This window comes from Nonomuraea sp. NPDC049655 (genome assembly GCF_044465465.1).
In the GTDB taxonomy this organism is placed as follows: Bacteria; Actinomycetota; Actinomycetes; order Streptosporangiales; family Streptosporangiaceae; genus Nonomuraea.
Map to the genome: position 1 here is coordinate 473700 of NZ_JBITLS010000001.1, position 13082 is coordinate 486781.

Here is a 13082-nt window from a genome sequence, read left to right on the forward strand (position 1 = left end):
GCGGGCGGGCGGGTCGCCCGGCCTCACCGCTTCGGCCGGAAGTAGTGCCTCACCATGTAGGCGGTGACCTGGGCGCCGATCTTCGCGCCCTGCACGTCCGCCGTGCGCGTGTGGATGCCGCCCCACACGCGGGCCTCGATGACCTCGGCCAGGGCGTGGGAGAAGCCGCGGAAGCTCCTGGTGGTGCCCGAGTCGGAGCTGTAGCCGCTGAAGGGGATGTCGTCCCTGCCGAAGAAGTGGGTCAGCGCCGACATGCTGGCCGCCGTGAAGCACGTGTGCCCGGAGGTGTAGTCGGGGTGCGGCGGGGTGACGAGCAGCGGCGTCCAGTCGGGGTCGGCCGTGGTGCGGGGGTTGCCGTCGGTGTCGGCCAGGCGGATCGCCGTCACCGGCCGCCAGAAGGCCCACGCCGCCTTCTCGTTGTAACAGGCGGTCGTGGCGTCGGCCTCGGCCAGGTCGACCATGGCGAACATGCGGGCCGCCTGGAGCGGGTTCAGCTGCCGGGTCGTGGCGAGCCGGCGTTTGATCTCCCATTCGGCCAGGTGCCGGTCGTGCCACCAGATCGCGGCCTGCGTCTGGTCCTGCGTCCTGACCGTGCTGTCCGCACCGCCGATCCGCTTCAGCTCGTTGACGTCCTTGGCGTAGCGGGAGCTGGTCAGCGCGGGCGGGCCCGAGGTGCGGAACATCGACGCGCTGGGGATGAGGAACGGCTTGAGGTCGCCGACCCAGGCTCCGTCCGAGGCGTTCGTGGGCGGCGTCGGCCGCCACTGGCCGGGGTGGGTGCCGATCGGCCAGGTCTGGTCGCCGAACGCGCCGTCGTTCTCCCTGGCGGCGATCATCGCGGCCGCCGCCTGCTCGCCCACGGCGACGCCGCGTCGTTTCGCGCCGCCGTCGGCGATCGTGGCGAGGTACTCGTCGTACTGGGTCGTCAGCCGGGCCTGCTGGGCGGGGAAGAGCTTGTTCAGCACGCGGAAGGCCGCGGTGGCGACGGCGGCCTCCGTCGACTCCCCGCCGTCGGCCCGCGGCGCGGTCAGGTACGGCTGGTAAGGGGTGCCGGCGATCGCGTTCACCGCGTCGTAGACGGCTCCGTGCACCATGGCGAAGCTGCGCGCCTGGACCTGCGGCTGCTGGCCGGCGACGTCCCAGATGGCGGTCTGGGCGTTGCGGTCCCAGACGACGACGGCGTTCTCGGGCGGTTGCGAGCCCGACGCGTACGCGGTCGATGCGCCCGGTCCCGCCGGGATGACGGCGGCGATGACGAGGACGGCCAGCCATCGTGCGATGACCGGCCGTCGCCTACCACGTGATTGAGGCATTTGAGAAAATTACTATGCCGCCTCAAGGCCGTTAAGCGGCCAAATAAGCGAAAACCCGATAACGACACGTCCGAAATCGGGCCCGCCGGAACGGCAGCGAGGCATCGCGCCCTCTCAGGGGGTCTGACGTCGGGTGATGCCGCCGGGACGATCATGGCCGCCGCGCACGGCACGCCGGTCGCGCCTTTCCCGCACCGCGATGACGTTCGCCGCGATGAGCAGCCCGGAAGGCACGATCGCGGTAATGAAACCGCTCATTCCGATCAGGCCGACGCCTATGGCCCCCCAGGCGAGGAGCGCCCAGCCGACATATCCGGGAACCTGCTGTCCCTGCCGTCCCGCCCGCGCCACCAGCAGACCCAGCAGCGCCAGCACCACGACGAACCCGCCGGGCAGCGCCCAGAAGACCGCCTGCGAGTCGCCGTCCGCGAGGCCGTCGCGCAGGTCTCCGGCGAGCCAGCTCGCCCACGGGGCGAGGGGGGCGAACACGGCGGTGTGCGCCAGGGCGATGAAGACCATGGCTCGCCCGGCCCAGATGGTGAGCCGGTCCGGCGGTGTGGCCGTCGCGAGCGGGGAGGAGGTGCTCATGCCTGCCAGCCTTTCCCGGGAGCCGTCCGGTGTGCTCCCCCGCGAGGGGGATGCCGCTCCCTCTCCCGGGGCGGTCTCCGGCGGCCTCATGCGAGCGCCCTCTCGGCCTCGGGGAAGGACAGGCCGCGGGCGTGGGCGGCGTGCCGCTGCACTCCGGCGGCGTCAGCCCCGTGCCCGGCCTGACGTGCGTCGGCCTGCCCTTCCAGCGCAACCGCGGTTCCGCCCTGCTCGGCCGGGTGGGAACGACGCGGCCCTGGTGGCACGGAGCTACCCGGGCGCGGCGCCGCCGCGGTCGTCCACGGCGGGCCCGGTCAGCCCTGCGGCCACGCGGTGAGGACGGCGGCCAGCAGCGTGCCGTCGTGGCCGGACGGCACCGCGCGCAGGTCGAGCAGGCAGCGGCCGTTCTCCACCCGGGCGAGCACGGGCGGCTGCGCCCGGCGCAGGGCCGCGGCCGCCCGCCGGTCCAGCGCGACGGCGGCGCTCGGCAGGGACAGCCCGGGCGCGCCCCCGCCGCCGACCACGCTCCGGCTGTCGACGGCCTCGGCGTCGATCCCCTTGTCGCGCAGCCGGGCCGCCAGGTCCTCGGCGCGGGAGCGCAGCGTGGCCTGATCGGCGTGCAGGCTCTCCCAGGTCGGCGTCGGCGGGCCCGCGACCGTGGCCTCCAGCGCCGCCAGCGTGATCTTGTCCACCCGCAGCGCGCGGGCGAGGGGATGGCGGCGCAGCCGGTCCACGAGGTCGGCGCGGCCGAACAGCAGCCCGCATTGAGGGCCGCCGAGCAGTTTGTCCCCGCTGGTGGTGACGAGGTCCGCGCCCTCGGTCAACCAGCTCGTGACGTCGGGCTCGCGGGGCAGCAGCGGCTCGTGGGCCAGCAGCCCCGAGCCGGCGTCGGCGACGAGGGGGACACCCCGCTCCCGGCACAACGCCGCCAGCCGCGACACCGGGACGTCGGCCGTGAACCCCTCGATCCGGTAGTTGGACGGGTGCACCTTCAGCACCAGGCCCGTCCGCGGCCCGATCGCGTCGGCGTAGTCCGCCAGGGCGGTGCGGTTGGTCATGCCGACCTCGCGCAGCCGGGCCCCCGTGGAGACGAGCAGGTCGGGAAGGCGGAAGCCGTCCCCGATCTCGATCAGCTCCCCCCGGCTGACCACGATCTCGCCGCCCGCCGCCAGCGCGGTGGCCGCCAGCACGAGCGCCGCCGCGTTGTTGTTCACGACGTGGACCGCCCCGGCCGCGGGCACGGCGGCGGACAGGGCGGCCAGCGCCGTACGTCCCCGTCTGCCCCGGTCGCCCGTGTCGAGGTCGAGTTCGACGTCGGTGACCCCGGCGGCCAGCTGCACCGCCTGGCGGGCGGCGTCCGACAGCGGGGCGCGGCCCAGGTTGGTGTGCAGCAGCACGCCGGTGGCGTTGATCACCGGCCGCAGGCCGGCGGCGGAGGCGGGCAGGGCCGCCAGCGCCGCGGTCAGGACGTCCTCCGGCGCGAGCTGGCCCTCTCTGGCCCGCCGCTGCGCCGCGACGATCACGGCCTTGACCTGGGCGTGGCCGAACCGCCGCCGGGCCTCGACCAGCCGGGGGTCGGCGAGCAGCGTGTCCGTCCGCGGGATGGATCGACGATGGTCGGTCATGCTAGGGACGTCCGTTCGGCGTGAGAAGCACGGTGTCTCCAGGTCTCGTACCGGGGCCGATCAGGCATCATATGATCAACCGCCAGAAAAGCGATCATGGCGGCCGTGATCGCCCTAAGGTGTGATCATGAAGAGGCTCACGCAGTACGCCCAAGGCGGCGGCTGCGCCTGCAAGATCCCCGCGGCGGACCTGGAATCGCTGCTCGGCGACGCACGCATGCCGTTCCCCCGAGATCCCGAGGCGGAGCTCGTGGTGGGGCTGGAATCCGGCGACGACGCCGCCGTGGTCCGCACCCAGGACGGATCCGTGCTCATCAGCACGGCCGACTTCTTCACCCCGGTGGTCGACGACCCCTACGACTGGGGCCGCATCGCCGCGGCGAACGCCCTCTCCGACGTCTACGCCATGGGCGGGCGGCCCGTGGTCGCGCTCAACCTCCTGTGCTGGCCCCCCGACCTCCTGCCCTACGACCTGGCCGCCGAGGTGCTGCGGGGCGGCGCGGAGGTGGCCGCCCAGGCGGGTTGCCACCTGGCCGGCGGGCACAGCGTCGTGGACGCCGAACCCAAGTACGGCCTGGCCGTCACCGGCGTCGCCGAACCCGACCGGCTGCTGCGCAACGACGCCGGGCGCCCCGGCCTGCCGCTGTCCCTGACCAAGCCGCTCGGCCTGGGCGTGCTCAACAACCGGCACAAGAACACCGGCGAGGTGTTCCCGCACGCCGTGGAGACCATGACCCGGCTGAACGCGGACGCCTCGCGCCAGGCCGTGGCCGCCGGGATCCGCTGCGCCACCGACGTCACCGGCTTCGGCCTGCTGGGCCACCTCCACAAGCTGGCCCGCGCCTCCGGCGTCACCGCCGTGCTGCACGCCTCGGCCGTGCCGATGCTGGACGGCGCGGCGCAGGCCGTGAAGGAGGGGTTCGTCCCCGGCGGCTCGCGGCGCAACCTCGACTGGGTGGCCCCGCATCTCGACCCCGGCGACGTCCCGGAGGAGACCCTGCTGCTGCTCGCCGACGCGCAGACCTCAGGGGGGCTGCTGGTAGCCGGGGAGATCCCCGGCGCCCCGGTGGTCGGCGAGCTGATCGAGCACACCGGGCACACCGTCGTCATCCGTCCCTGAACGCCGACGCCGGGCGCAGCCCCGCGGCCGCCTAGTGCCGGGCCCCGCCCGGCAGGACGACGGCCGCCAGGCCGGGCACGTCGAACAGCGGCCGGCCGCCCGACGGGGAGAGCACCGCCAGCTCCTGCCGCCCACGGACCTGGTCCTGGGGCACCTGGACGACGGCGAAGCCGCCGTCCACCGGTCCGACCGGGAACCGGCCGACCGGCAGCGGCAGGCGGGCCACCTGCCGTCCCGTGACGTCGAACTCCAGGACCGTGATCCGGTCGCCGGAGTACTCCAGGGTGAAGATCCGCTCACCGCTCACCTGCACGGACAGCCCGTGGTCGGTGTCGCTGAGGACGCCCGCGCCGGACGTCAGGGTGAGGGCGCGGCCGGTGCCGGCGTGCTCCAGCGTGACCCGGTCGAGCGGCGGCCTGTCGTGCCGTCCGGTGTCGAGGAGGAGCGGCTCGCCCGACGGCGGCAGGCCGACCGGCTCCCGTCCGGGCGGCAGGTCGAGTTCGCGGGCGTGGCCGCTCGGGAGCTCCAGCGTCCGGTAGGAGCGCACGTCCCCGCTGGCGTGGTAGCCGACGATCAGCCGCCGGGAGTCCGCCGACCACGCCCATGGACTGTACGCGCTGTCCGCGCCGCCGCCGGCCGGCGGTTCGAGCCGGTGGACCGCGACGCCCAGCAGGTCTCTGACCTCGTACCCGCCTCTGACGGGTCGCCCGAGCCAGCGCCCGTCGGGGGAGAGCGTGATGTTGCCCGGCGGGCTGACGGTCCGCGCGCCCAGCAGGAACTGCCGGCCGTCGGCGAGCAGCAGGAAGGTGGGGCACTGCGACTGGCAGGCGGTGTACACCAGGACGCCCCGCCCGGCCGGGCCGGTGACGGGCAGCGCCGGCGCCTGGGCGGGCGGCCGGACGACGTGCGGCGGCGAGGCCACCGTCACGCCGGTGTCCGGACCGGCGGGCGAACGCGCATGGAAGACGGCGAGACCGCCGACGACCACCATGACGGCGGCCGACCCGGCGACCAGCGCCCTGCGCGGGACGAACGCCGGCCCGCGGAGCCGTCGCCACGTGCGCAGCCGATCGCTCATGACCTTCTCGCCGAACCCGTCGTCGGTCACCGGCCCAACCCTCCGTCGTGGACGCCTCACTTGCAACACCCGACGAGGCCGGCGGAGGGTCGGGCCGGTTCTCAGACCGCGGCGCCCCACAGCGCCAGCCCCATCAGCAGGACCAGCGCCGCCCGGCCGAACGTGCGGGCCGAGGCCCGCTCCGCGGCGCCGAAGCACAGGCAGGGAGCCGCCTGCTCGCCCATGACCAGAAGATACGTCTGCGCCACCGTGAACGACAGGCCCAGACACGTCCCGGCCACACCCACCAGCACGTCGCCGGCGACGGGGGAGAAGGCGGCGAGAGCGACGAGCGCCTCCACGGTCACCACCGTGAAGGCGCCCGCCCGGGCCACCCGTCCATGGAGCCCGAAGGCCGCCAGGCCGCTCCGGAAGGCGCCGAGGTCGCGCGCCTTCCCGAGCACCGCCAGCACCAGGACGAGACCCAGCCCGTAGCGGGCGACGAGGGCGATCATCCGATCACCAGCATCGCCACCACGGGCGCCGCGAGCACGACGAACAGGACCTTCATCTTCGGCAGTGTGAAGGAGAACGCCGTGTCCGCCTCCATCCGGTCCCGCGCGAGGGCGAAGGTCAGGAGCATCATCGCCCGCGCCGCCGCGAAGCCGGCGCCCGCCAGGAGCGCCTCCTGCCAGGACGCCAGGAACAGGATCGCCACCGCCATGATGTGCGGCAGCCCTGTCGGCGAGTACGTGCGCATCCCCGTGCCCATCTCGGCGCCGAACTGCACGGCGCCCCAGAAGGGGATCCTGGTGACGAACTGCGGCACGAGCCGCGCGTTCTGGAGCAACGGGAAGGACAACACGTCCAGCTCGCGCAGCAGGAAGATCACCGCAGCCGCGGCGACCATGATCTGCAGAACCACTGCGGGGAACGGAGCCCGCAGCACGGAGCCGACGACCACCAGCACGAACGTGACGGCGCCCGCTCCCACGAACAATCCGGCGATGAAGCCGGCGACATCAGCACCCCGCCGGACCGACGAGGACAGCACCCAGGCGCTGTTCAGGCTTCAAACGGAGCCCGAGAGGGAGAAGCCGGCGACGAGGGCGGCCACCAGCCAGGTGAAGCCCTTCGTGTCCGCGCCCGCAACCCTCGAACACAGCACCAGGGCCTCCGCCGCCGCGATCAGTGCCAGTCCGGGCACCAGCAGGCGGACGGATTTTCTGGTGGTGGAGTCGCTCATGAACTCAGGTCAGATCGCCGTACGGCAGATGGAGAAGCGGGAGACGTTGCCGCCGCCGCAGTCGTGGTACTCGTACCAGCCGTCGGAGCACATGCGGCGGGTGCTGGTGGTGCCGCCGCCGTACCACTTCCAGGCGTTGTTGCCGTCACAGCTGGAGGGGTTGTGGGTGTAGCGGAGGTTGTAGCAGGTGCCGGACGCGCCGTCGTTGCGGTGCCAGGAGCCGGAGCAGTTGCCCGAGTAGAGCGCGGAGGACGGCACGCAGACGGAACCGGCGTCGGCGAAGCCGTGGCAGGTCTCCCACGCGGTGTAGGCGGCGGCCGTCGCGCCGCGCGGCTTCGACCAGGGCAGGAGGTCGAGGACGCCCAGCCCGGTCGCCACGGCGGCGCCGGTGGCGATGCCGAGCACGCGCCGCCTGCTCCAGCCCTCGCGCGTGGCGCCCACCCGCGTCGGCAACGCCTGCTCGGGCATCTCCTCGGCGCTGGGTATCTGGTCGAGTATCGAGGTCCGCTTCTCGGCCTTCACAGCTTCACTCCCTTTCTGTTCGCGACCGCTCGGTCGACGATCTCCGTGAGCGCCTCTCCCGACCCCACCGGAGCCGTGAACACCACGACGCCGTTCTCGTCCACGACGAGCAGGGCCGGGCTGTAGGGCACGCTCGCCGCGCGCCAGATCGCCGGGTCCTTGATCACCCGGATGGAATCGGGCAGGGACTTGTCGAACCCGGGGTCGTCCGACAACACGGTGAACGACAGGTCCGAGGGCAGGCCGGCCGCCATCCCGGCGGCGGCGAGCAGGACGTCGTCGCAGATGGGGCAGCGACGGTTGACCTTGATCACCATGGTCGTGGCGCCGGGCACGCCCAGCCCGTTCGCCTGGGCCTCGGACCCGGCCGCGGCGAAGCGCACGCCGACCCCGTTGTAGGTGGCCAGTTCCAGTTCGCGTACCCGCCGGTAGAGTCCGGCCCCCGCCGCGAACAGCAGAGCGACCAGGACGGCCAGGATGATGACCACCGCGGTCAGCGGTTCCACGTCAGGCCCGCCACTCGACGCGCTTGACCTTGTTCAGGAAGTCGGCCGCGGTCTCCGGGGTGCCCGCGCCCGCGCGTGCCGCCACGCCCGCCTTGTTGTAGCTCGGGGCGTTCCAGGGATGCAGCGTGACGATGGCGGTGTCGGTGACCAGCAGGAAGGGGGCCACCGAGTCGGACGGGGGCGCGGGCAGCCGCCACAGCTCGCCCGAGGGCGCCCCGTAGCCCCGCCACTTGGGAATGCGGTTGATCCCCGCCTGCTTCGGCTCGACCGTCATGGTGCCCACACCCGCGATCGAGATCGCGTAGAGCTCCATGGAGACGTCGAACCGCTTGCCGCCGTCGGCCATCATGCCCTCGGGGGTGTCCTGCCACGTCACGCGGCTGAACATGTCGACGATGTCGGCCGACTCCCACTCGGGGGAGTAGAAGAGCCCGTGCGCCATGTGCCAGGGGCCGAGCCAGGCGGCCCACCTGGCGTCGGACGGGTCCTCGCAGTCGTAGACGACGACCTCGCCGCCCGCCAGGGAGAAGCGCTCTCGTTCGCGTCCGCGGACCGAGTTGACGCCTGCCGTGAGGGAGGACAGGGGAGCGAGTTCGAGCCCCCAGGTTTCCGCGGTGGTCTTCCGCGACCCGTATTTCGGGGTGTAGCGGACGTGACCGGTCCAGGAGGCCAGCGAGGCGGCCTCGGCGTCCTCGACCTCCAGTTGGAGGAGAGAATTCTTGACGGTACGAAGAGAGGATAAATGCGCCATTAAGCCCCAGCCTTTCGTGGCAGATCGCGGGCGCTAGATCATTTGGCTCGAAGCCTTACACGCGCCATCACCCAGGTCAAGACACAAGATCCACACGTTTTTCCGTGGGAAAGTTCGGGAGAAAGGTGCCATTACGGCCCGGTCACTTCGGCGTCGGTAAATGGCCATATTTTCGTCATTTACCGGGTCACCGAAGACGGGGTCGCGGCCACCGCGGCGGCACGGCGGTGAGGACCAAGGTCCTTCGGCCGACGGTCGTAGGACACTGCCCGCGGCGCGCGGAAAACGGTGCGATGGAGGCGCGGAAGAGAACGACGAACCATCGCTGAAAGGGGATCGTCATGGCCGCCACGATCGACAGGCCCGTCACCTACTCGAGCATCACCGCCGCCGGCCGCCGTCCGGTCGACTACGTCTGGGCCGTCGCCCGGATCGCGATCGGCTGGATCTTCCTGTGGGCGTTCCTGGACAAGACGTTCGGGTGGGGGTTCGCGACCCCGGCGGGCAAGGCGTGGATCGCGGGCGGCAGCCCGACGACGGGCTTCCTCAAGGGCGCCGGTGAGAACGCGCTGGGCGGCCTGTTCTCGACCCTGGCGGGTCAGGCGTGGGTGGACTGGCTGTTCATGGCCGGCCTGGCCGGCATCGGCCTGGCGCTGGTGCTGGGCGTCGGCACCCGGATCGCGGCGGTCGCCGGCACGCTCATGCTGACCCTGATGTGGGCCGCCGAGCTCCCACTGGCCAACAACCCGTTCCTGGACGAGCACATCGTCTACGCCATCGTCCTGATCGGGCTGGCCCTGGCCGGCGCGGGCGCCACGCTCGGGCTGGGCAACCTGCCGATCGTCCGCCGCAACGCCTGGCTCAGGTAGTGCCCGGACGCGGACGCCCACCCCGCACCCCGGGGTGGGCGTTCCGCCGTCACCGTGGGCCGTGCCGGTTACGCAGGGACGAAAGCCCCGTCACGTGAGTGCCTTCGGCCCAGCCGCCCGGGACGTTCGCTCCTGCGTGGACCGGTCCGGACAGGAGCAGGATGGAGAGAGAGGGGCAAGGAGGTACACCATGTCGATCGAGGTCAAGGACGTCATGGGCCGGGTGGCCATCGCCGTGCTGGCGGACGCGTCGTTCGCCGACGTCCTCAACGCGATGAAACGGTACGCGGTGGGCGCGGTCACCGTGATAGACGCCGACCGGCGCCCGGTGGGCGTGGTCTCCGAGGACGACCTGCTGCTCAAGGAGATCGACCCGGTACGGCACAGCGTGTCGATGTACGAACCCCACCGCCGGCGGGACGAGCACCACCGGGCGACGGCCGTCACCGCGGGCCGGCTCATGTCCACCCCGGCGATCAGCGTCACGCCGGGCACGTCCGTGCGCGAGGCGGCCCGGATCATGCACGACCGGCGCATCAAGCAGCTCCCGGTGATCGACCCGGCGAGCGGGCGCATCGTCGGCACCCTGCACCAGCGCGACGTGCTGCGCGTCTTCGCCCGCCCGCGGGCGGAGCTGGAGGCCGAGGTCCGGGCCGTGCTCCCGGCGTCCGGGGCGATCTCCGTGGAGATCGAGCAGGGCGTGGTGAAGCTCGGCGGGCGCGTGGAACGCCGGTCACAGGCGATCGCGGCGATGGAGGCCGTGCGCGGTGTCGAGGGCGTCGTCGACGTCACCGGCGAGGTGACCGCCGACCACGACGACCTGGTCAGTGTTCCGCCGCCGCGGTAGACCGGGGGAGCGCTGCGCCGCCCGTGACCGGGCGCGCGATGGGGGCGCTCGGCGAGGAGCGGGCGTCCGTCCACGATGTCCTTGACTGATCGCCTTTGAGGTGGTCATGGCACAATGCCCGGCATGCGTATCCGGATCATGGCCCTGGCCGCCCTCGCCTTGACAGCTGCCGGATGCGGTCAACCACCACTCGCGCCCTCGGCGAGCGGGACCACCGCACCGCCTCCCGCGCCTTCGGCCGGCGCTCCTTCGCCCTCCGCGAGTGTGAGCGCGACGTCCGGCGGCGGCGACACCCGGCCCGCGCTGGCCGCCGTCCAGGGGACCGTCGAGCCGAACTACAAGGCCGAACTCGTCGGGCTCAACCGCGTCGGCGGCAGGCACCTGATCGTGCAGTTGCGCCTGTCCGCCGGCATCGGCAAGCCGCTGCACTGGCAGGCGCCGCTCGCCGACCCGATGCGGCCGCTCAAGTGGCGCGGGCCCGCCGGCATCGCGGTGCTCGACGCCCCGGCCCATCGATGGCTCATGCCGTACAAACCCGCCGACGGCGAATGCCTGTGCAGCGACCCCGACCGCGACGACCTCGAAGCGATCATCGACCCCGGCGAGTCGCTGACGGTCTACGCCGTGCTGCCCGCGCCGTCCGGCAACCCGGCGACCACGACGATCGTCACACCGATCGGGCCGCCGATGGTCGACGTCCCGGTCAGCGACGACCCGCCCGTGCCGCCGCCCGGTCAGCGACTGCCCGACCCTGACGCGTCCCAGGTCGAGACCGTCAGCCACCTCATCGAGACGCCGTCCCAGTCGCTCGACCGCACCGAGGAGACGACCGACGACGGCGCCGACCTCAAGGTCAGCCTCTCCTCCGACGTGCTGTTCGCGCTGAACAAGGCGACGCTCACGCCGCGCGCCCGCACGGTCCTGGCCAATGCGGCCGAGCTCATCGACACGTCCGCGGACACGACGATCGAGGTCGACGGCCACGCCGACTCCTCCGGCACCGACGCCGTCAACGAGCCGCTGTCCCGCCGCCGCGCGGAGGCGGTGCGCCGGGCCCTCGTGCCTCTGATCACGCGCGACCAGGTGACGTTCAGGGCCCGTGGATACGGCTCCCGCCGCCCGCTGTACAGCAACAGCTCCGACGAGGGACGGCGCCGCAACCGCCGGGTGACGATCACGTTCGCCAAGCCCGCGCCGGCTGACGTGCCGGCCGCCGGCACCACGGCGTCCCCGCTGCCCGAGGGCGAGGGGACGACGGCGACCGTGCGCGCGAAGGGGGTGCCCTTCGACCTGAAGGTGACGTCCTTCCGCCGGATGCCCGGTGACCTGGGCCTGCTCCGCTACACGATCACCAGCAGGGGTGACGGCGAGGCGTGGTACCACGACCTCAACTGGGCCGACGACTGGAACGCCTTCAAGCACCACGCCGCGACGAACATCCAGGTGACCGACCCCGCCGCGCGCCGCCTGTACCGCCCGGCCCGCGTGATCGTGGCCGAGGGCGAGGAGCCGGGCACGTACTGCGCGTGCACGAACACCTCCGGGGTGGCACTGTCGGCGACGAGCTTCGAGGCGGGGGAGACGAAGGAGTTCTGGTCGCTGTACGCCCTGCCCGCCCAGGCTGACGCGCTGACCGTCAAGGTGGCCACCTGGCGCCCCTTGCAGGTGCCCCTGTCCTGAGCCCGCTCCTTCATGAGGCGTCGGCCGCCGCTCGGGCGAAGGCGCGGATGAGCGGCGTCTCGGCCGCCGTACGCCAGGCGAACGTCCACCGGCACGGCGGAGCGTCGCGGATCGGGACGAAGGCGAGGCTGGGCCAGGGGTAGAAGGCCGCGGCCTCGGCGGTGACCCCGGCGGTGGCCTGACCCGTGGCGACGGCGCTGAGGGTCTCCTGCCAGGTGGTGACCTTGTGCCCGCGGCGGACGGGACGGCCGGAAGGAGTGTGGTAGGGGTTGAAGATCTCCTCCATGCAGGAGGGGATCGACTGGCCCTCGACCACGGTGCAGTCGCCGAGGTCCTCCAGGCAGATGGAGTCTCGTCCCGCGTAGGGGTGGTCGGCGGAGACCATCAACACCACGTCGGAGGCGTGCGAGGTCGGTCTGATGGTCAGGTCGGGCTCGCGGATCGGCAGCCACAGGTGCGCCACGTCCACCTCGCCCGACTTCAGCAGGTCCAGCGGAGAGGCGGGCTGGATCTCGCGGTGCTGGAGCCGGGCGTTCGGGTGACGGGCGAGGAACAGGTCGAGAACGTCCTTGATCTGCGTGGAGAGCGGGCCGACCGTGCCGAGGGTCAGTGTGCCCGCGGTGCCGTCGGCGGTGGCCTGAGCGGTCGCGATCCCCTGCGTGATCTGCCGGTGGCCGCTCTTGAGCGCCTGGTACAGCTGCTCACCGAGCGGGGAGAGGCGGACCGCTCGGGTGGTGCGGTCGAACAGGGGCGCGCCGATGCGCCGCTCCTGCTTCTTGATCGATTGGCTGACGCGGGCGGGGCTGATGCCCAGCCGCTCGGCCGTACGGCTGAAGTGCAGCTCCTCGGCCAGCGTCAGGAAGATCTCGATCTCCCGCATCTCCACGGGCGAGCCTCCGCATTCTTCATCTCAGGGTTAAAGGACGTTATCGGATCCGTCGTAGATGCGGGGCGGCCGGGT

At 72.5% G+C, this 13082-nt stretch carries 15 protein-coding genes; 4 read left to right on the forward strand and 11 right to left on the reverse strand.

Going from position 1 to position 13082, the window contains the following annotated elements; translation table 11 throughout:
* Nucleotides 1-23: 23 nt before the first annotated feature.
* The 3 genes from ACIBQ6_RS02110 to selA form a co-directional block, all read right to left on the reverse strand.
* Nucleotides 24-1313: a phosphatase PAP2 family protein gene (locus tag ACIBQ6_RS02110; RefSeq protein WP_397209748.1), complete on the reverse strand. Its 1290-nt coding sequence runs from the start codon at nucleotides 1311-1313 to the stop codon at nucleotides 24-26.
* 114 nt (nucleotides 1314-1427) lie between these two features.
* Nucleotides 1428-1901: a DUF6463 family protein gene (locus ACIBQ6_RS02115; protein ID WP_397209750.1), complete on the reverse strand. Its 474-nt coding sequence runs from the start codon at nucleotides 1899-1901 to the stop codon at nucleotides 1428-1430.
* A 311-nt stretch (nucleotides 1902-2212) separates the two neighbouring features.
* Entirely contained in the window at nucleotides 2213-3523 is a 1311-nt protein-coding gene (selA, locus tag ACIBQ6_RS02120) for an L-seryl-tRNA(Sec) selenium transferase (protein ID WP_397209751.1), read from the reverse strand.
* A 127-nt stretch (nucleotides 3524-3650) separates the two neighbouring features.
* On the opposite strand from selA, the gene selD reads away from it, so the two are divergent.
* Nucleotides 3651-4643, forward strand: coding sequence for a selenide, water dikinase SelD (selD, locus tag ACIBQ6_RS02125; RefSeq protein ID WP_397209752.1), 993 nt, complete (start codon nucleotides 3651-3653; stop codon nucleotides 4641-4643).
* A gap of 31 nt (nucleotides 4644-4674) precedes the next feature.
* Here the strand turns inward: selD and ACIBQ6_RS02130 are convergent, their stop codons facing one another.
* The 7 genes from ACIBQ6_RS02130 to ACIBQ6_RS02160 form a co-directional block, all read right to left on the reverse strand.
* Nucleotides 4675-5751, reverse strand: a complete 1077-nt coding sequence (locus ACIBQ6_RS02130; protein ID WP_397209753.1) for a hypothetical protein — start codon at nucleotides 5749-5751, stop codon at nucleotides 4675-4677.
* A 71-nt stretch (nucleotides 5752-5822) separates the two neighbouring features.
* Complete coding sequence (locus ACIBQ6_RS02135; RefSeq protein WP_387676384.1) at nucleotides 5823-6215, reverse strand: MauE/DoxX family redox-associated membrane protein; 393 nt, start codon at nucleotides 6213-6215, stop codon at nucleotides 5823-5825.
* Nucleotides 6212-6754 carry a hypothetical protein gene (locus tag ACIBQ6_RS02140; RefSeq protein WP_358302728.1) on the reverse strand — a complete coding sequence of 181 codons (543 nt, stop codon included), beginning with the start codon at nucleotides 6752-6754 and terminating at the stop codon, nucleotides 6212-6214. The genes ACIBQ6_RS02135 and ACIBQ6_RS02140 overlap by 4 nt, the downstream gene beginning before the upstream one ends.
* Before the next feature lie 18 nt (nucleotides 6755-6772).
* Nucleotides 6773-6946, reverse strand: coding sequence for a hypothetical protein (locus ACIBQ6_RS02145; RefSeq protein WP_397209754.1), 174 nt, complete (start codon nucleotides 6944-6946; stop codon nucleotides 6773-6775).
* A gap of 9 nt (nucleotides 6947-6955) precedes the next feature.
* Complete coding sequence (locus tag ACIBQ6_RS02150) at nucleotides 6956-7468, reverse strand: hypothetical protein (RefSeq protein ID WP_352328891.1); 513 nt, start codon at nucleotides 7466-7468, stop codon at nucleotides 6956-6958.
* Nucleotides 7465-7974, reverse strand: coding sequence for a hypothetical protein (locus ACIBQ6_RS02155; protein WP_358302734.1), 510 nt, complete (start codon nucleotides 7972-7974; stop codon nucleotides 7465-7467). The genes ACIBQ6_RS02150 and ACIBQ6_RS02155 overlap by 4 nt, the downstream gene beginning before the upstream one ends.
* Before the next feature lies 1 nt (nucleotide 7975).
* Nucleotides 7976-8725 carry a hypothetical protein gene (locus tag ACIBQ6_RS02160; RefSeq protein WP_397209755.1) on the reverse strand — a complete coding sequence of 250 codons (750 nt, stop codon included), beginning with the start codon at nucleotides 8723-8725 and terminating at the stop codon, nucleotides 7976-7978.
* Nucleotides 8726-9066: 341 nt separating this feature from the next.
* Here ACIBQ6_RS02160 and ACIBQ6_RS02165 point away from each other — a divergent pair, with 341 nt between their 5' ends.
* From ACIBQ6_RS02165 to ACIBQ6_RS02175, 3 genes are all read left to right on the forward strand, one after another.
* The gene (locus ACIBQ6_RS02165; protein ID WP_397209756.1) at nucleotides 9067-9594 is read left to right on the forward strand and encodes a hypothetical protein; all 528 of its coding nucleotides are present in this window, start codon (nucleotides 9067-9069) and stop codon (nucleotides 9592-9594) included.
* A gap of 190 nt (nucleotides 9595-9784) precedes the next feature.
* The gene (locus tag ACIBQ6_RS02170; RefSeq protein ID WP_358303075.1) at nucleotides 9785-10441 is read left to right on the forward strand and encodes a CBS domain-containing protein; all 657 of its coding nucleotides are present in this window, start codon (nucleotides 9785-9787) and stop codon (nucleotides 10439-10441) included.
* Nucleotides 10442-10705: 264 nt separating this feature from the next.
* Complete coding sequence (locus ACIBQ6_RS02175; protein WP_397209757.1) at nucleotides 10706-12121, forward strand: OmpA family protein; 1416 nt, start codon at nucleotides 10706-10708, stop codon at nucleotides 12119-12121.
* Nucleotides 12122-12131: 10 nt separating this feature from the next.
* Here ACIBQ6_RS02175 and ACIBQ6_RS02180 read toward each other — a convergent pair whose 3' ends face one another.
* A complete protein-coding gene (locus ACIBQ6_RS02180; RefSeq protein WP_397210361.1) occupies nucleotides 12132-13001 on the reverse strand; it encodes a LysR family transcriptional regulator in 870 nt (289 codons plus the stop codon).
* Nucleotides 13002-13082 lie beyond the last annotated feature (81 nt).

What these genes read in the sequence shown, in the direction of transcription:
- ACIBQ6_RS02110 (WP_397209748.1), bottom strand. Translation starts at nt 1,313, where the DNA reads ATGCCTCAATCACGTGGTAGGCGACGGCCGGTCATCGCACGATGGCTG.
- ACIBQ6_RS02115 (WP_397209750.1), bottom strand. Translation starts at nt 1,901, where the DNA reads ATGAGCACCTCCTCCCCGCTCGCGACGGCCACACCGCCGGACCGGCTC.
- selA (WP_397209751.1), bottom strand. Translation starts at nt 3,523, where the DNA reads ATGACCGACCATCGTCGATCCATCCCGCGGACGGACACGCTGCTCGCC.
- selD (WP_397209752.1), top strand. Translation starts at nt 3,651, where the DNA reads ATGAAGAGGCTCACGCAGTACGCCCAAGGCGGCGGCTGCGCCTGCAAG.
- ACIBQ6_RS02135 (WP_387676384.1), bottom strand. Translation starts at nt 6,215, where the DNA reads ATGATCGCCCTCGTCGCCCGCTACGGGCTGGGTCTCGTCCTGGTGCTG.
- ACIBQ6_RS02145 (WP_397209754.1), bottom strand. Translation starts at nt 6,946, where the DNA reads ATGAGCGACTCCACCACCAGAAAATCCGTCCGCCTGCTGGTGCCCGGA.
- ACIBQ6_RS02160 (WP_397209755.1), bottom strand. Translation starts at nt 8,725, where the DNA reads ATGGCGCATTTATCCTCTCTTCGTACCGTCAAGAATTCTCTCCTCCAA.
- ACIBQ6_RS02165 (WP_397209756.1), top strand. Translation starts at nt 9,067, where the DNA reads ATGGCCGCCACGATCGACAGGCCCGTCACCTACTCGAGCATCACCGCC.
- ACIBQ6_RS02170 (WP_358303075.1), top strand. Translation starts at nt 9,785, where the DNA reads ATGTCGATCGAGGTCAAGGACGTCATGGGCCGGGTGGCCATCGCCGTG.
- ACIBQ6_RS02180 (WP_397210361.1), bottom strand. Translation starts at nt 13,001, where the DNA reads ATGCGGGAGATCGAGATCTTCCTGACGCTGGCCGAGGAGCTGCACTTC.